Genomic DNA, 19,773 nt, shown 5'->3' with positions numbered 1-19,773 from the left:
CAATCAGAAGAGCAGGCTCGCCCGTATAGGGATAAGCCCAGATTGGATCAAGCCTCGATCGAAGAGTGATGGCCAGTGATCAACCACTCGTCGTTGATGAGCTCAAAAGTGAAAAGGAATCGCGCTGGTACCACGCGCTGCTCGCCGCCATCAAGGTAGACGAAGGTATAGAGCCCTCCGACAACGACTGTACCCAGCTTTCGGCTTACCCGTTTTTTGAAGACCTGGATGTCACAGACAAGGCCATCATTGGCTAGGAAATTCTCGAAATAGTTCCGGCGACTGTCATCGCAATCACGCACCTGGTTGGACAGGGTAGGAACCAGAATGGCATCTGCGGCGTAGAGCTCAAGAATCTTGTCGACATCACGAGTAGCGACGGTTGCCGCCCACCGGTAGAGGGCAGCTTTAGCCCCCGCGAGGCAGGCCAGCTCGGTGTCAGCGTACGTTTCAAAGCAGACGGAGAGGGTAGGGGCTTCGCTCATAAATGCTTTACCTAATGGGTCTGAATTGGGAAGTGAAAAGCTCATGCTAGAGAAAATATATGGTACGTTATAACATAACTCTTTCGATTTGGATCTCGGATCATGTTCCTCAAGCTCGAACAGGCGGGGGCGGGAAGCCGCTTCGCTTTAAGTGATGTGCTCAGCCAGGTGCCCTGGAGCTCCCAAGGTCTCGTCGCTGCAATTGCGCTGCAGCATGACAGCGGTGAGGTGCTGATGCTTGCTTGGATGAATGAAGATGCGCTTAGAGAAACCTTGGAAACCCGTCGGGCCTGTTACTGGTCGCGTTCTCGGCAGGGTCTCTGGCGTAAGGGTGAGACATCTGGGCATGTTCAGCACGTTAAGGAGGTTCGCTTGGACTGTGATGGAGACGCCTTGCTGCTACTCGTAGATCAGGTCGGGGCCGCATGTCACACGGGTCGTCGCAGCTGTTTCTATAACGTAATCGACGGTGATGAGGTGGTGGTGACTGGCAATCCAGAGGAGGCTCACGCATGAGCCGCATTCTTATCAGAAATGCTCGGCTAGTGAACGAGGGGGACGTCTTCGATGCCGACGTTCTTATTTCCTACGGTCGGATTGAGAAGATCGCCGGAAGCATCGATGGCCAGAACGTACCCGTTGAAATCGATGCGCAAGGTTGTTGGCTTGTGCCCGGGATGATCGACGATCAAGTGCATTTTCGAGAGCCAGGCGCCTCGCATAAAGCGACCATGGCAAGTGAGTCTCGAGCCGCCGTCGCAGGAGGCATCACCAGTTTCATGGACATGCCGAACACCAATCCTGCGACACTTTCTGTCGACGCCCTTGACGACAAAAAGGCACGGGCTGCGGCGTCCTCGGTAGCCAACTATGGCTTTCATTTTGGCGTGAGCAGAGACAACCTGGATATCGTTGCCGGGCTCGATCCTCGCCATGTAGCGGGGGTAAAGGTGTTCATGGGGGCATCTACGGGCGACATGCTCGTTGATGATCCTAAGGTGCTTGAGCGCCTCTTTGACTGCGTGCCCACGATCCTACTGGCGCACTGCGAACACACGCCTTCAATCCTGGCTAATGAGGCGCGTTACCGGGAGCAATTCGGTGATTTCATTCCGCCGCAGATGCATCCAAAAATTCGTGATGTGGAGGCGTGCTTCCGTTCCTCCCGTTTGGCGGTGGAGCTGGCTAACAAGTTCGGTACAAGGCTGCATGTGCTGCATCTGACTACAGCCAAAGAGCTGGGATTGTTCGAGTCTGGGCCGCTGGCAACCAAGCGGATCACCGCTGAGGTTTGCGCGCACCATCTGCTGTTCGATGACCGTGACTATGCAAGCCTCGGAAATCTCATCAAGTGCAATCCCTCCATCAAAACTCGTGAGGATCGAGATGCTCTGCGGCAAGGATTGCTCTGTGACCGTATCGATGTGATTGGCACTGATCACGCGCCTCACACCCTGACGGAGAAGCAGCGGCCATATGCATCGGCGCCTTCAGGCCTACCGCTGGTGCAGCATGCTTTTCCGGCTCTTTTCGAACTGGTCGAGGAGGGCGTTCTGTCGATTACTCAGCTGGTGCGCAAAACCAGCCATGCAGTCGCCGATTTGTTCGCAATTCATGAGCGTGGATACCTGCGCGAAGGCTACTGGGCGGATCTGGCATTAATTGAGCGGCTCGAAAGTCCGCGCCCCGTCAGCCTTGATCCCATCCTTGCTCACTGCCAATGGACACCTTTCCAAAATCACCGGTTTCGTCATCGTGTGAGCACCACGATCGTGTCCGGACAAGTCGCTTGGCACGAAGGCCGGTTGAACGAGGAGTGCCAAGGGTTGCCTCTTGCCTTCAGTGCGCAGCGATCCTGACCAACTTAATAATCAATATGGATAACCGCCATGACTGAACAAGAACTGCTTTCTCTGCCCGATGAGGCATATATGGATGCTACACAGCAGGAGTTTTTTCGGAAGCTCTTGCTGTCCCAGCGGGCGGAGCTCCAGGATCGCATCTCCGGAGAATTCCAAGTGATGCGTGAGTATGAGCCCAGCAGCGATCCTTCCGATCTGGGTACTGTTGAAGAGCAGAGGCAGTGGCAACTCCGCCTTTTGGAGCGTGAGAAAAAGCTTCTGGACAAGATCGATGAGGCGTTGGAGCGAATCTCACGCGGGGAATATGGATGGTGCAAGGAGACCGGCGAGCCCATTGGCTTGAGGCGCTTGCTCCTGCGGCCCACAGCGACGTTGACCATCGAGGCAAAGGAGCGACAGGAACGCCAAGAGCGGCATATGCGTGAAAGCTGATTTATACACCACCCCGTGCAGCATGATTTTGAGCATGGAGAAACCTGGCTGGCAACCTCATTACTGCTTGTGATTGAGAATGAGATTCGTTAATGTGATGTTATCACATAACAGGAGATTTATCATGCAGGTTCTTTCTTCGCTCAAGCACGCTAAAAATCGTCATCGGGACTGCCAAGTCGTTAAGCGCCGCGGCAGGCTGTACGTGATCTGCAAATCGAACCCTCGGTTCAAAGCCAGACAGGGCGGTGTGAAGAATAAGTGAGCAATGTCCGCACTGAACTATCCCGCGCGGGGAGGCGGAGAACGATTGTGCAAGCCGGAACAGCCAGGAAGGTGCAGTCGGTAGCTGCCTGGTGGGGCATGGGTGAGGGCACGAGGGGCATCTCTTCTGACAAGGCCCTGCGCCGCAGGGCCTCTGAGCCATATGCTGAAGATGCAGCATGGGATCCATGCTGCAAGCACGATCAATTCCTCGGAATGATGGGTAGCGTGATTCCCGAAGGTCGCTGACTGTCACGGTACATGGTTATAGTAGGAACAATGTTATTAGGATCACTAGGGTTTTGAGAGGGGCTCAGCTGTTTCAGTACTTCAAAATTAGGATAGTCAGACCCTGCGACAGAGACCCGGATGCGGTGACCTTTTTTGAAGACCCACGAGGTAGGGAGTAAGTCCAGTTTTAGGTGAACAACTTTACCATCAGCAAAGACTTTTTCATCGTACTGGGCTTTCTCGAAACCGCTCCAAGGAAGCTTCGGCAAAACCTGAATCCCATCTCGGCCTCGGTTGATCTTCAGGTCGCTGTCATACTGCCCGCTGAAGCCCGCTCGCAGAGCATTTTCAGTGACCAATACTGCCTTGCCATCGGCGTCTACATCTTCAAGGTAAACAAAGAAGTCCCCGTTGTCCGCAGTGGATGACACCCAGATGTCCACGATAGGGTGACCAGTAACCTCGGTATCCTTAGTCAGTGCATCCGTGGTGTAAGTCAGGCTCTTTTTATCGAGCTCGGTTCTCATCGGCATTTCATCAGGCTGGTACATCTGCCAGCGGCTTGTGGGGTAATCTGTTCCCCAGCGCGCGTCGTGCGTGTAATCCACCACGTACTTGTCAGTACCATCGGTACTCCTATTGCTCTGGAGTTTGCCGCCACCAGCGAATGCAAGAGCCGTCGTGGTTTGTCTGGCAAGAGGCCACTCATGCTCCTTGCGCCACCCATCACCATTCATGTTGTAGATTAGTATCGGGGCATCTGTGTTCACCCCATTATCTACGCCTTTGAGGTAGTGGTCGAAGAATCGCACGAGTTCGGTTTTGTAGACTTGAAGCATTTTGTCTTCGTCTTCGCCGAAGTATGACCAGAACGGCGATCTTTCTTCGTGATATCCAGCGTCAATCATGATTTTTGACGGGTTGGTGAGTTTCATGGTCGAGTACAGTTCAAATGTGCCGCGCACAAAGATATCCATCCACCCGCCACGATTGAAAATCGGAATCCCGCTTTCCATCAAAGCCTTGATTGAGCCTGATGGGCTTGTCGAATAGGTATTTAGGCTTTTACTCTCACCGTCTACAAGATAAACCCAATTGGTGTCGATGAAGGGCGTATTGGGGCCAATTTCGTTATAAGGAACATTTTTGCTGTGTTCCTTTGACGCTAGGTAATAGATGTGCTTACGAGGTTGCCCATCGGCGTATCGAGGCTCGTCAGCCGGATTGTTTGGATAGTCATAATCGTCTAGGAAGGATCCGTTTTGATTCAAGTCTAGAGGTATCTCATCGTAGATATCACCGTCGCCGTCCTCGTCCACTACCGGTGCTGTTGGGAAAACGCCGTCGTCGGGTGAATAGCTATTCGTTTCCATGTTGAACTGCACGTCGTTCGTTGAGTACGCCCAAAGTGCAACACCACCTGGCCTGATTTCACCGCTAAACCCATCGAGAGGTACTACTTCAGGAGATATCGCTTTCAAAGCCTTAGGCTTATGACCTGCCGTAACTAGCTGGGAGTATCCCAGATAGGAGCCTCCGAACATGCCAACATTGCCATTGCTCCAATCTTGCCTGGCAATCCAGTTTATGATTTCTGCGCCGTCTTTTCCTAACTGCGGAGTGAAGTCTGTTTTGTGGCCGAAACTTGCTCCCGTGCCTCGCATATCTGCGATGACATAAGCGTAGCCGTTAGATAGGAAGTTTTTTATTTGCTCGCGAGTTGATCCATACAGTATGCCATTGCTGTTTGCGCGATCCGCGACGCTCCCGCCGAGGCCAGTTGCGTACTTATAATAGAGCTTTTCGTACCATTTCATGTTGGGTATGACGTAGGCTCTGCCGTAAGGCGTATACTGAAAAATAACCGGAAGTGCCTTGTTTTTTGGTGTGTCTTTAGATGTATAAATATCTACAGCGAGCTGAGTGCCGTCGGGCATTGAAACATATTGGGAGGTCTTATTGTAGGACTCGTCTTTAGCGACATATGTGTTGTAGCCAGCGATGGAAAGTGCCGTTAATCCTAACAGTGTGCATGAGGTTATAATTTTATGCTTATTCTTCATGTTTTTCCTCAGTCCTTCAAATTGGAGTCTTGCTCCGGGAATGCGATCCTGGAAGTAGATGTTGGCTGCAGTTTATAACCGTCTATCGGCTATTAAATTTTCAACCTACGCTAGGACGCGCGTGCGCGCCTATCCGAAATGCGTAATTCACACGATTTTAACGATTCTGAGTGTGCGGTGATTGGGAACTCAAACCTGAAGCACCTCGTGATCCCGAGCGGCGAACCGAGGCAATATCAGGGCGGGTCAACAGACATGATCGCTGCAGCTTCGACTTCTAGAATTCATCCGGCACTCATGCACCAATGTGGTGCGTCTTTCCGTTCGGAAAGCGGATAGATCACTGAGAGGGCCTCGCCTCAAGATGGCCCGGAGCGCGCACTTCGGCAACTCACCGCCGGCGCGTTACTAAAAACCGACAATGAGGTTTGTATGAACGCCCCCTTCGATCAGCTTTCAACCTGGCTGAAAGAACATCAGATTACCGAAGTGGAATGCGTGGTCAGCGACCTGACCGGCATCGCCCGCGGTAAAATCGCTCCCACAGCTAAATTCCTCCATGAACGAGGCATGCGTCTCCCGGAAAGTGTGTTGCTGCAGACGGTTACCGGGGACTATGTTGACGACGATATCTATTACAGCCTGCTAGATACGGCTGATATCGACATGGTGTGCCGACCTGATCCGTCTGCTGTGTACCAGGTTCCCTGGGCGCTCGAACCAACCGCCATTGTCATCCATGACACATTCGATAAGCAGGGCAATCCCGTTGCCCTGTCTCCTCGTAACGTCCTCAAGAAGGTGCTTGAGCTCTATGCCGCTAAGGGGTGGAAACCAGTCGTAGCACCTGAGATGGAGTTCTATCTCACCCAGCGCTGCGAAGACCCGGACTTGCCGTTGCAGGTACCGGTTGGACGATCGGGTCGCGCTGAGAGCGGGCGTCAGTCCTTCTCTATCGACGCGGCCAACGAGTTTGATCCGCTGTTCGAGGATGTCTATGACTGGTGCGAAATCCAGAGGCTCGACCTGGACACTTTGATCCATGAAGACGGCCCAGCGCAGATGGAGATCAACTTCCGTCACGGCGATGCTTTGAGTCTGGCTGATCAGATCACTGTGTTCAAACGCACGATGAGGGAAGCCGCGCTCAAGCACAACGTTGCAGCAACGTTCATGGCGAAGCCCATCACTGATGAGCCCGGCAGCGCCATGCACTTGCACCAGAGTGTCGTCGACATCGAAACCGGGAAATCCGTGTTCGCGAACGAAGATGGCTCGATGAGCGAGCTTTTCCTCAACCACATTGGCGGCTTGCAGAAGTACATCCCGAAAGTGCTTCCGATGTTTGCCCCCAACGTGAACTCGTTCCGACGGTTCCTTCCTGATACGTCAGCTCCCGTGAACGTGGAGTGGGGTGAGGAAAACCGTACAGTCGGGCTCCGTGTTCCTGTCTCGACTCCTGAGGCCATGAGGGTTGAAAACCGACTGCCTGGCGCTGATGCCAACCCCTACTTGGCCATCGCGGCAAGCCTGCTGTGCGGTTACTTGGGCATGACAGAGAAATGCAGCCCGAGCGCTCCGGTGGAAGGGCGAGCGTATGAGCGGCGGAATCTGAGGCTCCCAATTACGATCGAGGACGCTCTTCAGAACATGGAAGAGTGCCAAGCGGTCAAGCAAGTTCTAGGCGACAACTTCGTCATCGGTTACGTCGCGGTCAAGCGTGCCGAGCACGAAAATTATAAAAGAATCATTAGCTCCTGGGAGCGTGAATTTCTTCTGTTCAGTGTCTAAGTTTTTCAGCAGTCGAACGGTACAAATCTAATAGGGGATCGATATGCGTAGTTTAGGGGCTTTACTTTCTTCTGCAGCCGCTTTGGTAATCAGCTGCGGCGTCCAAGCCAATCCGTCTGTGAGCATTTATAACTGGACTGACTATATTGGTACGACAACGCTGGCGGACTTCCAGGCCAAGACGGGTATTACCCCAATCTACGACGTCTTCGACTCCAATGAAACCTTAGAAGGCAAGCTGTTGGCTGGGCGGACAGGCTACGACGTGGTTGTGCCGTCCAACCACTTCCTTGCTCGCCAAACTCAGGCAGGAGCGTTTTTAGAGCTGGATCGTAGCAAACTTCCGAACTGGAAACACGCAGACCCCAAGCTTCTTGAGCGCTTGCAGGAAAACGATCCTGGAAACAAACATGCGGTTCCCTACCTATGGGGAACGACCGGGATTGGGTACAACGTCGAGAAGGTTAAGGCAGTCTTAGGAACTGACAAAGTGGACTCCTGGGCCGTCTTATTCGAGCCGGAGAATCTCGAGAAGCTCAAGCAGTGCGGTGTGGCCTTCATGGACTCACCCGATGAGCTGTTTCCCGCGATGCTTCACTATATGGGGCTGAACCCGAGCAGCGAAAACGCTGCCGATTATGCAAAGGCTGAAGCAAGATTGGTCGACCTGCGCCCGAGCGTAACGTACTTCCATTCGTCCAAGTACATTTCCGACCTTGCGAATGGAAATATCTGTGTGGCATTCGGCTATTCCGGAGATGTTTTCCAAGCGGCAGCCCGTGCTGAAGAAGCGAACAATGGTGTAAAGATTGCGTACAGCATTCCTAAAGAGGGTGCGAATCTTTGGTTCGATTTGCTGGCGATTCCCAAGGACTCCAGTAATCCCGATCAAGCTTATGCGTTTATCAATTATTTGCTCGAGCCAAAAGTAATTGCGCAAATCAGTGATCACGTCGGCTTTGCCAATGGCAACAAAGATGCGAAGGAATACATGGATAAAGAAGTGGTAGAGAATCCTGAGGTTTACCCCTCGGCAGATGTCATCGACAAGCTATACGTTTCAACTACACCAAGTCCAAAGATCATGAGGCTCATGACCCGTTCGTGGACGAAGATCAAGTCCAGCCGTTGAGCCAAGGTGCAATATGTCTAGCAGCAATTCACACGCCGCATCCTATTATACTGCGTCAAGCCGTCTGAAGACCCGGTATCCCATTCTTGAAGGTAACCGCTCAGTCAACGTATGCGTAATCGGTGGTGGTCTTACGGGAGTCAACACCGCCTTGGAGCTTGCTGAGCGGGGTATCTCTGTCGTACTGATCGAAGCCCGTCGAATTGGCTGGGGTGCGAGTGGGCGAAATGGCGGTCAGTTGATTCGAGGAATTGGCCACGACGTCTCGGGGTTCACAAATTACGTTGGTGATTCCGGCGTTGGGTACCTAAAGCGTGCTGGCATTGAGTCGGTGAGTCTTGTCAAAAAGCGGATTGAGCGATATGGGATCGAGTGCGATCTGCAGATGGGATTCTGCGAATTGGCCAACACCCAAGCTCAGTACAGAGCGTTCAAGGAAGAACAGGACGAACTCGATACTCTAGGGTATCTGCACGAAACCCGTGTCATATCCTCTGAAAAGCTTCATGAGATCGTGGGTAGCGACATCTACGCGGGCGGCATGGTTGATATGGGGTCGGGGCATCTCCATCCTCTCGACCTTGTACAGGCCGAGGCTCATGCCGCTTCGAAGCTGGGAGTCGCCATATTCGAGGATAGTCCAGTCCTGAGCATTGAGCACGGTAATGTCGTGACAGTCAGAACGGCCAGAGGTCAGGTTAGGGCAAACACTATCGTTCTCGGCTGTAATGCCCACTTGGACGATCTTGAGCCGCGTCTAACTGGTAAGGTCTTGCCTGCGGGTAGCTATGTTATTGCAACCGAACCACTGGGTGAAACACTCTCTGCGGAGTTAATTCCACAGAATATGGCATTGTGCGATCAAAAGGTTGGGCTTGATTATTATCGCCTTTCTGCTGATAAGCGATTGCTCTTCGGCGGCGCGTGCAATTATACGGGGCGAGATCCCAAAGATATTGGTAAATACATGCGTCCGAAAATGCTCAAGGTGTTTCCGCAGCTAGAGCATGTCCGTGTTGATTACGCTTGGGGTGGGATGATTGGCATCACTTCGAACCGTTTTCCCCAAGTGGGACGGCTCAAAGCTCATCCGAATGTGTACTACGCTCAGGGTTACTCCGGTCACGGCCTAAACGTCACCCATTGGGCCGCTAAATTGCTGGCAGAGGTAATTGCCAGGGACACTACTGAAGGTTTCGATATATTCAAGAAGATCCCGCATATGACATTCCCAGGAGGTAAGGCATTCAGGTCGCCTTTACTTGCTCTCGGCATGATGTGGTACAGGCTCAAAGAGACGCTAGGTTGAAACGCAGAAGCTCTCGGGGCTGGAACAGTTGTTAGTTAAGGTTTTAGGATGCGCGCAATGGCCGAAGTAGAACAGCTGCTACCTCTGAAATATAGCTCAGTTGAAAAGACAGAGCAGTATTTGTTGCAAATCGAAAGGCTTACGAAAAAATATAATGAGTTCGTGGCCGTTGATGACGTATCTCTCAAGATCAAGAAAGGAGAGATCTTCGCACTGCTCGGTGGATCGGGATCTGGTAAGTCGACCCTACTACGTATGCTGGCAGGGTTCGACCAGCCTACCGAAGGCCGCATCCTGCTTGATGGCGTGGACATCACCGAGATGCCGGCCTATGAGCGGCCTATCAACATGATGTTCCAGTCCTACGCGCTGTTCCCGCACATGACCGTGGCGCAGAACATCGCCTTTGGCCTTCAGCAGGACAGAATGCCTAAGCGCGAGATTACCGAGCGCGTTGAGGAGATGCTAAAGCTAGTCCACATGGTCCAGTACGCAGAGCGCAAGCCTCATCAGCTTTCTGGTGGCCAACGTCAGCGCGTTGCTCTTGCCCGGTCGCTGGCTAAGCGTCCGAAGCTATTGCTACTTGATGAGCCTATGGGCGCTTTGGACAAGAAGCTACGCTCGCAGATGCAGCTGGAATTGGTAGAAATCATCGAGCGCGTGGGCGTGACTTGCGTGATGGTGACCCACGACCAGGAAGAAGCCATGACGATGGCCCAGCGCATCGCGATCATGCATCAGGGTTGGATTGCCCAAGTGGGTACTCCTGTGGATATCTACGAAACGCCTAACAACAGGTTGGTCTGTGAATTCATTGGCAATGTGAACGTGTTTGATGGCCTAGTCATCGATGACTCAGAGGGCTACGCGCTCATCGAGTCCGACGATTTGGATCGGAAGATTTACGTCGGTCACGGTGTGAGCACGGCGGTGCAGGACAAGCAGATCTCCTATGCTCTTCGCCCGGAAAAGCTTCAGATCACCTACCAGCAGCCGCGCTTCGAGTTCAACTGGTCGAAGGGGAAAGTCCACGACGTTGCCTACCTGGGTGGCCACTCGGTGTTCTACGTCGAGCTGCCTAGTGGCATGATCGTTCAGTCGATGATGGCCAACACGGTACGACAAGGCGCGCGACCGTCTTGGGGCGACGAAGTGTACGTTTGGTGGGAAGATGACAGCGGCGTGGTACTGCGCTCATGACGGGTTACGAGCTCAGAAGAGCCTTCCTGCGAATCAAGCCGGAAGGGCGGCACCTTGTGATCGGGCTTCCTTTCATTTGGCTGTTTACCTTCTTCATGCTGCCGTTCTTCATCGTGCTGAAGATCAGCTTCGCCGAAGCCGATGTGGCGATCCCGCCGTACACCGAGATCTACAGCTACGTCGAAGACAAGCTCCAGCTGGTACTCAACCTGGCCAACTACGGCCTGTTGACCGAGGACGAGCTGTACCTCTCGGCGTACCTTGGATCCCTGAAGATGGCCTTGATCAGCACTTTGTTGTGCCTGCTGATCGGCTATCCAATGGCTTACGCCATCGCCAATGCCAGGAAAGAGACTCAAACCGTCCTGTTGTTGCTGATCATGATGCCGACCTGGACGGCGATCCTGATCCGCGTCTATGCCTGGATGGGCATCCTCAGCAATAACGGTTTGCTCAACGGCTTTCTGCTCTGGACTGGCCTGATTGACCAGCCGCTGCAGATCCTGAACACCAACCTGGCTGTGTACATCGGCGTGGTCTATTCGTACCTGCCATTTATGATCCTGCCGTTGTTCGCCAACCTGGTGAAGCATGACCCTTCGTTGCTGGAGGCGGCTTCCGATCTGGGGTCGAGCACCTTCAACAGCTTCTGGAAGATCACTGTACCGCTGTCGAAGAACGGCATCATCGCCGGCTGCATGCTGGTGTTCATCCCGGTGGTGGGCGAGTTCGTGATCCCTGAACTGCTCGGTGGGCCGGAAACCTTGATGATCGGCAAGGTGCTGTGGCAGGAGTTCTTCAACAACCGCGATTGGCCGGTGGCATCGGCTCTGGCAGTGGTGATGCTGGCAATCCTGATCGTACCGATCCTGCTGTTCAATCGCAGTCAGGCTAAAGAGATGGAGGGCAGGGCATGAAGCGCTTCGGTTTCTCCAAGCTGATGCTCGTGCTCGGCTTGGTTTTCATCTACTTGCCGATGCTGATCCTGGTGGTCTACTCGTTCAACGCCTCGAAGCTGGTGACGGTATGGGGCGGCTGGTCGTTGAAGTGGTACGCCGGCCTGCTCGATAACAAGCAACTGATGGGCTCTGTCATGCGCTCTCTGGAAATCGCCTGCTATACGGCGGTGGCTGCAGTAGCGCTGGGTACACTGGCTGCATTTGTGCTGACCCGAGTCACCCGCTTCAAAGGCCGCACGCTGTTTGGTGGTCTGGTCACCGCACCGCTGGTAATGCCCGAGGTGATTACCGGCCTGTCGCTGCTGCTGCTGTTCGTGGCCATGGCGCAGATGGTTGGCTGGCCGCAAGAGCGTGGCATCGCCACCATCTGGATCGCACACACGACCTTCTGCGCGGCGTACGTGGCGGTGGTGGTGTCGGCTCGCCTGCGTGAGCTGGACCTGTCGATCGAAGAAGCAGCAATGGACTTGGGTGCCAAGCCGTGGAAGGTGTTCTTCCTGATCACCATCCCGATGATTGTCCCATCACTCGCATCGGGCGGGATGATGTCCTTCGCGCTGTCGCTGGATGACCTTGTCTTGGCGAGCTTCGTCTCCGGGCCAGGCTCCACGACCTTGCCGATGGAGGTGTTCTCGGCGGTGAGATTGGGGGTGAAACCTGAGATCAACGCTGTGACCAGCTTGATTCTGCTGTCGGTTTCGCTGGTGACATTCCTGGTCTGGTTCTTCAGTCGCAGAGCCGAAGAGAATCGTCGAAAGGCTATCCAGCAAGCTATCGAAGAGGCTGCTCAAGAGCTGCCAAAGCAGCCGAGAGTGGTGAAGCGGCCTTCTCCGTTGATGGCGATGAATTAGCCACGAGGGGCACAATTTCGAAGGCAGACGCTAAGATCTTGTGCCCCTTGATGCCTCAGTTCGCGCTCCCTCCTACGAGAAAAAATGTCCAATAGAATGTGAGGTTTGACCGTGCTGCAACTTTGTGTGCTTGAGGCAGATATCCTTCGTGAAGAATTGGCGCCGAAGTACTCTGGCTATGGAGTGATGTTCAAGCAGCTGTTTGATAAACAGCCACTCCCGATAAGTCTTGATGTGTTCAACGTCATCAATGGCGCGTATCCGGATCCACGGAAGAGGTACGATGGTTACCTCATCACCGGGAGCAAGTACGACTCGTTCTCCACCGAGAATTGGGTTCTCGTCCTCAAGGAATTTGTCTCCAACCTCTACCATGACGGACACAAAATCATCGGTGTGTGCTTTGGTCACCAGCTGCTGTCGCTCGTTCTTGGTGGTGAGGTCTGGCGCGCGCCACGCGGATGGGGAATGGGTGTGCACCGCTATGAGGTGAGTGCGCACAAGGATTGGATGATCCCGCCGCAGACCAGCTTCAAACTACAGGTGAGTCATCAGGATCAGGTACTGGCATTGCCTGCTGAGGCCGAGCTCATCGCTAGCAGTGAGTTCTGCCCTGTAGCGGCATATGTGGTTGATGATCAAATCCTCTGCTTCCAGGGACATCCGGAATTCACGGAAAACTACACTCGTGAGCTCCTGTCCTTGCGTAAAGGCATCCTCGATCCTGATGTGTTTGACAAGGCGCTGACCAGTCTGGATGAACAGGATCACGGAGTTGTGATTGCCCAATGGATTACGCAATTCTTAATTAGCCACGATCACCGGCCCGCAGACGCCTTTCAGGAACGATCCGACACTAAATCCGCCCTAGGCATCGATCGAGGTTGATCAGCGCGTAGCTGAAGACAAGGTAGTCCCACCGCAAGCCCAATTGAGCGGTCATGGGCAAGGCTGGAGATCTGGGTAGCGTTAACTCGCTACCTGGATGAATGGTCTGTGCCCATCGAGAGCCCTGAGCGTCGGCAAGTGGTTGGCAGCTGTCATGAGAATTTTACAGTCGGCGCGTGAGAGTTGGCGTGATCCAGATGGCTGTCTCAAGTTGTGCCGAAGCGACTGTAAGCGAAGCGGCCAGTGAGATTTTGGCAACTGCTACAGCATCAGAGGGATGCTGGCTTTATTTAGACATGAAGGTCACGGAACTATATCCAAACGTGACTCTCGCCACATGGCCAGCAGCCACCCTCCTTGGTTTTCGAAGCTGTCATTAAGGAGTGTCAGGGATTTAATTCGGTCTAATAAGAAATGCCTGAAGTCTCTTCGAGATTCACACCAGGCAGGTAGTATTTCGACACTTTCAAAATAACCAATGCCCAGCGGCCAGCGATGCGCTCCGTCTCAAGGCATTTTTTACTAATATAAACTAAACGAATTTTCTTCTCGTGTCGTATGGCATCGCGTAAGTGTTTTGCATCAAATTAATATGCAGGGCGATATTGAGAAGGTGCGGCGAATAATGCCGTCTTGATAAATTTACCAGCAATAGCTGAGAGCATTACCGCTTCTGCCTTTGACAAAACGCCGAGGGCTGCTTGAACCAACGATTTATCGGCTTGCTGTGCTACCCAGCGCATGCCAAGCATCAGTGCATCAATCTCTTGTTCATTGAACATGAGAGGCGGGAGCAAGAACCCTGGCCGTAGGATGTATCCGATTCCTGCTTCACCCCGAATGTCGGCGCCTTGGGCTTGCAACGTGGCAATATCACGATACACAGTGCGCAGACTTACAGAGAGCTCCAGCGCAAGCCTCTGACCGGTCATAGGATGGCGGCATGTGCGCAAGATTTGTAGGAAAGCAAGAAGGCGTTCAGTACGGGTCATGATTTAATGCTGACATTTTCTGTCAGCATCGTCGAGTAGGATCTGAGCCTCGCCAATCGAGGACATCTCATGAAAAGCCCAAATCTGTTCCTGTTGTACGTAGAAGACGCTCAAAGAGCTGCGTGTTTTATGAAAGGTTGCTCGGTCAGAAGGCGCAGTCAGAATTCCCTAGTTATGTATCGTTTCTGCTTGATAATGGGTCAGCCTTGGGCCTTTGGTCGACCAAGGCCAAGGATTACAGAAGTGGAGATACGGGTCATCGTAGCGAGATTGCTTTCCTGGTTGAGACGGAGGCGCAGGTCAAAATCCTTCATCAACAATGGTCAACTTCGGGGATCTACATAGAACAGCCGCTTCATCACGCCGTATTTGGACTGACATTCGTGGCGCTCGACCCTGATAGTCATCGACTACGCGTGTGTCTGCCTGATTGACTTTAGCTTTTTGGATATGGAGTGTAACCGTCCGGTGAAGTCTCCTAAGCCATGCTACGCTGTGGCTCCGACGACAGTTAACTCAGGATGAGATGCAAATATGGTTCATTTCAAGGACGTAATAGCTAGAAATCGCGAGGCTTGGAATGCATCCGCAGATCGCCATCGAAGAAGTGCTGCCTGGAACCACCTCATTGAGGAGGTAAAGCGGCATGATTTTTCTTGCTTGGACTCGACTCTGACGGTGACTCTGGAGCAGGTCGGCCTATCCCAGAAAGAAGTTGTACAGCTCGGGTGTAACAATGGGCGAGAAGTGCTTTCAATGTTTGCCCTTGGAGCGGCTCATGTAGTTGGAGTGGATCAGTCCAATGAATTCCTAGAGCAGGCTATGGAGCTAGCAACCCGTTCACCCTACACACCTGAGTTCGTTGAGGCTGACATCCACAAGCTTCCGAAAGGTCTCTACGGTCGATTCGATGTTGCTCTGATTACTATCGGTGTTCTTAACTGGATGCCGGATATGACTTTATTTTTTAGCCACGTTGCGAGGGTGCTCAAACCGGGTGGTGTCCTTGTAGTCTACGAAACCCACCCGTTCTTGGAAATGCTAGACCCAGAATCGGATGATCCGTGGCGAATCGAGAACTCATATTTCCAAACAGACCCTGTGATAGAAACAACCGAACTCGTCTACGAAGGTAAAGGTGAGGAAAACGGGCATCCATCTTTTTGGCATGTTCATAGCCTGGGTGATGTACTTACAGGCATAGCAAGGGCTGACTTAAAGCTTTGTAATCTTGCTGAATACCCTCATTCAAATCGTGAAGACACCTACGATGTTTATGAGAACAATGGTGTCCAGGTACCAATGTGCTTCGCCTTGGTGGCGAAAAAGGCGCAAGTGGACTAAGTCGCAAGATGAGCGACCCAAAGCACACCTCGTGTAGCTACGCCGGAGCCCAACGATGAGGCAGCAACTCGGTAATCTCACTGGCCCGCTGCGTCGGTAGGCGTGCCAGCACGTCTCTTAGGTAGGCATACGGATCGTGCCCGTTGTTGCGAGCCGACTGGATCAAACTCATGATCGCGGCGGCGCGTTTGCCGCTGCGCAGTGAGCCTGCAAAGAGCCAGTTCTTGCGCCCCAGCGCCCAAGGCCGTATCTGGTTCTCGCACCAATTATTATCAATGGGTACAGCCCCGTCATCGAGGTAGCGCGACAGCGCTGCCCAGCGTTTCAGGCTGTAATCCAGGGCCCTGCCGATGGCTGAACCGTTATGCACGATATCGCGCTGGGCGATCATCCAGGCATGCAGTGCATCCATCACCGGTACCGCCTTTTCTTGCCGTATTCGGCGGCGTGAGTCCGGCTCCAGATCCTTGATTTCACCCTCGATCTCGTACAACACCTGCATGTAACGCAAGGCTTGCTCAGCCAGCGTGCTCTTGTGGGTCGTATGCAGCTCGAAGAATTTGCGCCGGGCATGGGCCATGCAGCCGATTTCAGTCACGCCCAGTTCAAAGCTGGCCTTGTAACCGCCGAAATCATCGCAGACCAGTTTGCCCTTCCAGGCTTGCAGGAAGTTACGCGCATGCTCGCCAGCGCGGCTTTGGCTGAAGTCGTAAACCACCGCAGAGGTTTCGCAAAAAGGGCTGGTGGCGTAAGCCCAAACGTAAGAACGATGGGTTTTCTTGGTACCCGGCATGAGCATCTGCACCGGCGTTTCATCCACATGAACGACCGGCTGCTCAAGCACCACCTCGCGCAGCGCATCGACCAGTGGCTGCAACTGCACACCGCAGGCGCCTACCCATTGGGCGAGCGTTGAGCGCGGAATAGCTAGGCCGGCGCGGCCAAACATAGCTTCTTGGCGATACAACGGCAGATGATCGGCGAATTTCGCGATCATGACGTGAGCCAACAAACCTGCGGTCGGGATGCCCTTGTCGATCACCTGCGCCGGCACCGGAGCCTGGGTCAGCGTTTCGCAATTGTCGCAGACCCACTTGCCACGGATATGGCGCTCGACGGTGAATACGCCCGGTGTGTAATCGAGCTTCTCGCTGACATCTTCACCAATGCGCTTGAGCGCACAGCCGCACGTGCAGTCGGTGTTATCCAGTTCGTGATGGATCAGCGTGCGAGGAAACTCAGGCGGAAAGGCACGACGTTTAGGCTTCTGCTTTTCCTGGACGAGAGCCGGCGTGACTTGCAGCGACTCCAGTTCTGCTTCGATGGCGGCGATATCGGTATCGATCAGGTCATCGAGCAAGCTGGCCTGTTCCGGGCTCATTTGCTCGCTTCGCTTGGCGAACTTGAAGCGCTTGAGCTGGGCAATCTCGTGGCTGAGTTTTTCGATCAACGTTTTGTCGTGATGAATCTTTTTGTCCATGACCTGGACGGTTTTGCCCATCGTCTCGACTTGTTCGTCGAGTGCCGAGACGCGTTGCAGCAACTGCGCCACCAGCGCGCGCAGTTGTTCGGGGTTCAGTTGGTCTAGGTCGGGGATCGAAGTCATGCCGCCGATCTTGATAGATCAGCGTAAACAGGACGATAGGCTGATCGGACAATTGCACTGCCGGATGCGGCATGGCTCGCTTCAGAGGATGGAAATGGCGTTGCTGGGGCCAACTCTTTGCCAAGGCAGGCCCAGTATCAAGGCATAGAGTTGTTCGGCGCTCAGTTCCATCTGCGAACCGTGGAGGATACCTGGCCAGACGAACTTATCTTGATGGAGCCGACGTGCTGCCAGCCAAATACCAAGACCGTCATGCACCAGGACTTTCATGCGTGTGGCGCGGCGGTTGGCAAACAGGTAAGCGCAATGCGGCTGCGCCGCACCGAACACCGAAATCACGCGGGCCATGGCGGTGTCGGTTCCCGCGCGCATGTCCATCGGCTCGGTAGCGAGCCAGATGGTGTCGACGCGAATCACCGCAGCAACTCTCGAAGAAAACTGGCGCAGTCGGCTGCGCTGTCCACTGGCCAAGTCATTTTGACGGGCGTGCGTGAGTGTTGGATTTCAAGGCAAATGCTGGAAGGCTGGCCGTGCGACCCCGCGCCGAATACATGAGTATGAAGCGGGATGAAGGCCGGTTGAATAGCCGTGGTTTTCTGATTGTGCAGCCGAATCCATTTGTGGACGAGGTTGGCATTGAGGCTGTAACCCAAGGCGATGTTGGCGATGGAGGCACCGGGCTCGGAACACTCCTGGATGACTTGAGCTTTGAAGGATTTGCTGTAGGTACGGCGCTGAGGGGGCATGGAAAATCCGCTTGATAGGCCAGAAATGGTGTCCACTTAAATTAGGTGGACACCATGGCCTTTGGCGGATGCGCCAGGAAGGTGTGTTGGCCGGACGGATACTATGGAGTTAATACATCCATATCACGTTGAGGCCTTTTATTCAAAGGCAAGCGGAACTGGCGCACGCGTTTATAGTGCGTCGGCTCCACAAGGCTGTTTATTCGCTTGATGCTTCAGCATTATCCGGTCAGTACGCCTGGACTTGAGACCGTCGCGGCGTCGACTGGATTCGGAGGACAGGGAGCAGGGCGATTTTGCGAGGTTTAGAGATCTTCTACGCAGCGGTAAGAAACAACCAAGCCGGACTAAGTCTCGTGGATGACGTCGTCCGGCTTCGCTGTTAATGACGACGATCAGGCAGCGACTGCTGACCAGTCTTTTTGACGAGCTACAACTGCTTCGGCAGTTTGCCCTACCAGCTCCTCGTACACCTTCGGAGCAGTAGCACCTTCAGTGCTGATCAAAAGAACACGCGAGTTTGCATCGATCCCCAAGTCTGCGGCCAGGCTGCTGGACTGCGAAATGCGCTTGAGAGCGGACAGACCTGCTACGGCAGATTCGCCGGCGACAACTGGGATGTCAGAGCCGTTTTCTACAGCCAAGCGACGCATCGAAGCGACTGCTTCATCGTCGCTGATGGTCATGAAGAAGTCGACGCTTGGCTGCAGGAATTTCCACGCCAGAGGCGAGGTTTCGCCGCAGGCCAAGCCGGCCATGACGGAGTCAACGGAACCGGTCGCTTTTGCCGCTTTACCTTCCAGGGCGCTCTGATAGAGGCAGTCAGCTTGCTCTGGCTCCACTACGACGAAGGTTGGGCGCTTGGTGCCGTAGAACTCCCAGAAGTAGCTCACGATGCCTGCGGCCAATCCGCCCACGCCGCCCTGCAACAGCACATGAGTAAACTCTTCGCCGGCATCGAGCGACTCGATGATTTCCGAGGCGATGGTGCCGTAACCCTGCATTACGTCACGTGGGATCACTTCGTAGCCATCGTAGGAGGTGTCGGATACAACGATCCAGTCGTTCTTGTCAGCGAGGAAGGCTGCATGCTCAACGGACTCATCGTAGTTGCCGGTGATGCGAACGATTTCTGCGTCGTAGGCGGCGATGGCCTCTTCGCGCTCGACGCTCACATTCGCGTGCAGAACGATGACGCAACGGCAGCCGATATCTTTCGCAGCAGCTGCGAGACCTTTACCGTGGTTGCCGTCAGTGGCACTGATTACAACAAAGTTAGCGAGCTCTTTCTTGTAGTCACCGGCCAGCAGGCGGCGCGGATCGAGGTTCGATTCAGGGAAGGTGCGCAGGATCAGGCGTACCAAGGCGATCGGTGCACCGAGAGCCTTGAAGCTACCCAGCTCCGAGCGAACAGATTCGTCTTTGACCTTCAGCTCTTTAACGCCCAGCTCATGGGCAAGACCTGGGAGGCTGTACAGAGGCGTACCGTCGCTGTTGATCTTGTTCCACGAGGACAGCCAAGCGCGGCTCTCTGCAGCTTTGTGAATGCTCATGATCGCACGCAGTTCTTGAGGGTAAGCCTGGCGGATCGCGTTTTTGTTGGCAGTAAACATTGGGT

General features: G+C 53.8%; 21 protein-coding genes. 13 read left to right on the top strand and 8 right to left on the bottom strand.

What is annotated here, in order from left to right; genetic code table 11:
- Positions 1–47: 47 nt before the first annotated feature.
- A complete protein-coding gene (locus CWR53_RS12570) occupies positions 48–485 on the bottom strand; it encodes a DUF4440 domain-containing protein (RefSeq protein WP_100851710.1) in 438 nt (145 codons plus the stop codon).
- A 102-nt stretch (positions 486–587) separates the two neighbouring features.
- Between CWR53_RS12570 and hisI the strand changes: the two genes are divergently transcribed.
- The 4 genes from hisI to ykgO all read left to right on the top strand — a co-directional run bounded on the left by hisI (position 588) and on the right by ykgO (position 3,044).
- Positions 588–1,001, top strand: a complete 414-nt coding sequence (hisI, locus tag CWR53_RS12565) for a phosphoribosyl-AMP cyclohydrolase (protein ID WP_100851709.1) — start codon at positions 588–590, stop codon at positions 999–1,001.
- Positions 998–2,344, top strand: coding sequence for a dihydroorotase (locus tag CWR53_RS12560; RefSeq protein WP_100851708.1), 1,347 nt, complete (start codon positions 998–1,000; stop codon positions 2,342–2,344). Before hisI ends, CWR53_RS12560 begins: the two co-directional genes overlap by 4 nt.
- 30 nt (positions 2,345–2,374) lie before the next feature.
- Positions 2,375–2,779, top strand: coding sequence for an RNA polymerase-binding protein DksA (gene dksA, locus CWR53_RS12555; protein ID WP_100851707.1), 405 nt, complete (start codon positions 2,375–2,377; stop codon positions 2,777–2,779).
- A gap of 124 nt (positions 2,780–2,903) precedes the next feature.
- Positions 2,904–3,044 (top strand): type B 50S ribosomal protein L36, encoded by a 141-nt coding sequence (gene ykgO, locus CWR53_RS12550; protein ID WP_100851706.1) that lies wholly within the window; start codon positions 2,904–2,906, stop codon positions 3,042–3,044.
- A gap of 202 nt (positions 3,045–3,246) precedes the next feature.
- Here the strand turns inward: ykgO and CWR53_RS12545 are convergent, their stop codons facing one another.
- Positions 3,247–5,337 (bottom strand): CocE/NonD family hydrolase, encoded by a 2,091-nt coding sequence (locus tag CWR53_RS12545; protein WP_100851705.1) that lies wholly within the window; start codon positions 5,335–5,337, stop codon positions 3,247–3,249.
- 432 nt (positions 5,338–5,769) lie between these two features.
- On the opposite strand from CWR53_RS12545, the gene CWR53_RS12540 reads away from it, so the two are divergent.
- The 7 genes from CWR53_RS12540 (at position 5,770) to CWR53_RS12510 (ending at position 13,467) form a co-directional block, all read left to right on the top strand.
- Positions 5,770–7,128, top strand: a complete 1,359-nt coding sequence (locus tag CWR53_RS12540) for a glutamine synthetase family protein (RefSeq protein WP_100851704.1) — start codon at positions 5,770–5,772, stop codon at positions 7,126–7,128.
- Positions 7,129–7,171: 43 nt separating this feature from the next.
- Positions 7,172–8,260 (top strand): polyamine ABC transporter substrate-binding protein, encoded by a 1,089-nt coding sequence (locus tag CWR53_RS12535; RefSeq protein WP_100851703.1) that lies wholly within the window; start codon positions 7,172–7,174, stop codon positions 8,258–8,260.
- Between the two features lie 13 nt (positions 8,261–8,273).
- Positions 8,274–9,569 (top strand): FAD-binding oxidoreductase, encoded by a 1,296-nt coding sequence (locus CWR53_RS12530; RefSeq protein ID WP_100851702.1) that lies wholly within the window; start codon positions 8,274–8,276, stop codon positions 9,567–9,569.
- Between the two features lie 57 nt (positions 9,570–9,626).
- On the top strand, positions 9,627–10,769 hold the full coding sequence (locus CWR53_RS12525) for an ABC transporter ATP-binding protein (protein ID WP_100851701.1): 1,143 nt from the start codon (positions 9,627–9,629) through the stop codon (positions 10,767–10,769).
- Positions 10,766–11,686 carry an ABC transporter permease subunit gene (locus CWR53_RS12520; protein ID WP_100851700.1) on the top strand — a complete coding sequence of 307 codons (921 nt, stop codon included), beginning with the start codon at positions 10,766–10,768 and terminating at the stop codon, positions 11,684–11,686. The genes CWR53_RS12525 and CWR53_RS12520 overlap by 4 nt, the downstream gene beginning before the upstream one ends.
- On the top strand, positions 11,683–12,579 hold the full coding sequence (locus CWR53_RS12515; RefSeq protein WP_100851699.1) for an ABC transporter permease subunit: 897 nt from the start codon (positions 11,683–11,685) through the stop codon (positions 12,577–12,579). The genes CWR53_RS12520 and CWR53_RS12515 overlap by 4 nt, the downstream gene beginning before the upstream one ends.
- A 111-nt stretch (positions 12,580–12,690) precedes the next feature.
- Positions 12,691–13,467, top strand: a complete 777-nt coding sequence (locus CWR53_RS12510) for an amidotransferase (RefSeq protein WP_100852637.1) — start codon at positions 12,691–12,693, stop codon at positions 13,465–13,467.
- Positions 13,468–13,770: 303 nt separating this feature from the next.
- Here CWR53_RS12510 and CWR53_RS23510 read toward each other — a convergent pair whose 3' ends face one another.
- Together CWR53_RS23510 and CWR53_RS12500 are read right to left on the bottom strand one after the other, a co-directional pair.
- On the bottom strand, positions 13,771–13,947 hold the full coding sequence (locus tag CWR53_RS23510; RefSeq protein ID WP_375335497.1) for a WYL domain-containing protein: 177 nt from the start codon (positions 13,945–13,947) through the stop codon (positions 13,771–13,773).
- A gap of 107 nt (positions 13,948–14,054) precedes the next feature.
- Positions 14,055–14,459: a YafY family protein gene (locus tag CWR53_RS12500; RefSeq protein ID WP_100851698.1), complete on the bottom strand. Its 405-nt coding sequence runs from the start codon at positions 14,457–14,459 to the stop codon at positions 14,055–14,057.
- Positions 14,460–14,581: 122 nt separating this feature from the next.
- On the opposite strand from CWR53_RS12500, the gene CWR53_RS23505 reads away from it, so the two are divergent.
- Both CWR53_RS23505 and CWR53_RS12490 read left to right on the top strand, forming a co-directional pair.
- A complete protein-coding gene (locus tag CWR53_RS23505) occupies positions 14,582–14,893 on the top strand; it encodes a VOC family protein (protein WP_219995112.1) in 312 nt (103 codons plus the stop codon).
- Between the two features lie 100 nt (positions 14,894–14,993).
- Positions 14,994–15,803, top strand: coding sequence for a class I SAM-dependent methyltransferase (locus CWR53_RS12490; RefSeq protein WP_100851697.1), 810 nt, complete (start codon positions 14,994–14,996; stop codon positions 15,801–15,803).
- Positions 15,804–15,840: 37 nt separating this feature from the next.
- On the opposite strand, the gene CWR53_RS12485 is transcribed toward CWR53_RS12490, so the two are convergent.
- The 4 genes from CWR53_RS12485 to CWR53_RS12470 all read right to left on the bottom strand — a co-directional run bounded on the left by CWR53_RS12485 (position 15,841) and on the right by CWR53_RS12470 (position 19,768).
- The gene (locus tag CWR53_RS12485; protein ID WP_100851696.1) at positions 15,841–17,409 is read right to left on the bottom strand and encodes an IS66 family transposase; all 1,569 of its coding nucleotides are present in this window, start codon (positions 17,407–17,409) and stop codon (positions 15,841–15,843) included.
- Positions 17,410–17,490: 81 nt separating this feature from the next.
- Positions 17,491–17,826, bottom strand: a complete 336-nt coding sequence (gene tnpB / locus CWR53_RS12480) for an IS66 family insertion sequence element accessory protein TnpB (protein WP_100851695.1) — start codon at positions 17,824–17,826, stop codon at positions 17,491–17,493.
- Positions 17,823–18,191 carry a transposase gene (locus tag CWR53_RS12475; protein WP_100851694.1) on the bottom strand — a complete coding sequence of 123 codons (369 nt, stop codon included), beginning with the start codon at positions 18,189–18,191 and terminating at the stop codon, positions 17,823–17,825. The genes tnpB and CWR53_RS12475 overlap by 4 nt, the downstream gene beginning before the upstream one ends.
- A gap of 359 nt (positions 18,192–18,550) precedes the next feature.
- Positions 18,551–19,768, bottom strand: a complete 1,218-nt coding sequence (locus CWR53_RS12470; RefSeq protein ID WP_100851693.1) for a diaminopropionate ammonia-lyase — start codon at positions 19,766–19,768, stop codon at positions 18,551–18,553.
- Positions 19,769–19,773 lie beyond the last annotated feature (5 nt).

Source organism: Pseudomonas sp. SGAir0191, from assembly GCF_002812565.2.
Taxonomy (GTDB): domain Bacteria; phylum Pseudomonadota; class Gammaproteobacteria; order Pseudomonadales; family Pseudomonadaceae; genus Aquipseudomonas; species Aquipseudomonas parafulva_B.
This window is presented reverse-complemented; position numbering and strand designations above follow the sequence as displayed.

Excerpts from the sequence above, each read along its gene's own strand:
- CWR53_RS12520 (WP_100851700.1), top strand. The coding sequence starts at position 10,766 with ATGACGGGTTACGAGCTCAGAAGAGCCTTCCTGCGAATCAAGCCGGAA.
- CWR53_RS12545 (WP_100851705.1), bottom strand. The coding sequence starts at position 5,337 with ATGAAGAATAAGCATAAAATTATAACCTCATGCACACTGTTAGGATTA.
- CWR53_RS12530 (WP_100851702.1), top strand. The coding sequence starts at position 8,274 with ATGTCTAGCAGCAATTCACACGCCGCATCCTATTATACTGCGTCAAGC.
- CWR53_RS12500 (WP_100851698.1), bottom strand. The coding sequence starts at position 14,459 with ATGACCCGTACTGAACGCCTTCTTGCTTTCCTACAAATCTTGCGCACA.
- hisI (WP_100851709.1), top strand. The coding sequence starts at position 588 with ATGTTCCTCAAGCTCGAACAGGCGGGGGCGGGAAGCCGCTTCGCTTTA.
- ykgO (WP_100851706.1), top strand. The coding sequence starts at position 2,904 with ATGCAGGTTCTTTCTTCGCTCAAGCACGCTAAAAATCGTCATCGGGAC.
- CWR53_RS12515 (WP_100851699.1), top strand. The coding sequence starts at position 11,683 with ATGAAGCGCTTCGGTTTCTCCAAGCTGATGCTCGTGCTCGGCTTGGTT.
- CWR53_RS12490 (WP_100851697.1), top strand. The coding sequence starts at position 14,994 with ATGGTTCATTTCAAGGACGTAATAGCTAGAAATCGCGAGGCTTGGAAT.
- CWR53_RS12570 (WP_100851710.1), bottom strand. The coding sequence starts at position 485 with ATGAGCGAAGCCCCTACCCTCTCCGTCTGCTTTGAAACGTACGCTGAC.
- CWR53_RS12485 (WP_100851696.1), bottom strand. The coding sequence starts at position 17,409 with ATGACTTCGATCCCCGACCTAGACCAACTGAACCCCGAACAACTGCGC.
- CWR53_RS12560 (WP_100851708.1), top strand. The coding sequence starts at position 998 with ATGAGCCGCATTCTTATCAGAAATGCTCGGCTAGTGAACGAGGGGGAC.
- CWR53_RS12535 (WP_100851703.1), top strand. The coding sequence starts at position 7,172 with ATGCGTAGTTTAGGGGCTTTACTTTCTTCTGCAGCCGCTTTGGTAATC.
- CWR53_RS12470 (WP_100851693.1), bottom strand. The coding sequence starts at position 19,768 with ATGTTTACTGCCAACAAAAACGCGATCCGCCAGGCTTACCCTCAAGAA.
- CWR53_RS12525 (WP_100851701.1), top strand. The coding sequence starts at position 9,627 with ATGGCCGAAGTAGAACAGCTGCTACCTCTGAAATATAGCTCAGTTGAA.
- dksA (WP_100851707.1), top strand. The coding sequence starts at position 2,375 with ATGACTGAACAAGAACTGCTTTCTCTGCCCGATGAGGCATATATGGAT.
- CWR53_RS12540 (WP_100851704.1), top strand. The coding sequence starts at position 5,770 with ATGAACGCCCCCTTCGATCAGCTTTCAACCTGGCTGAAAGAACATCAG.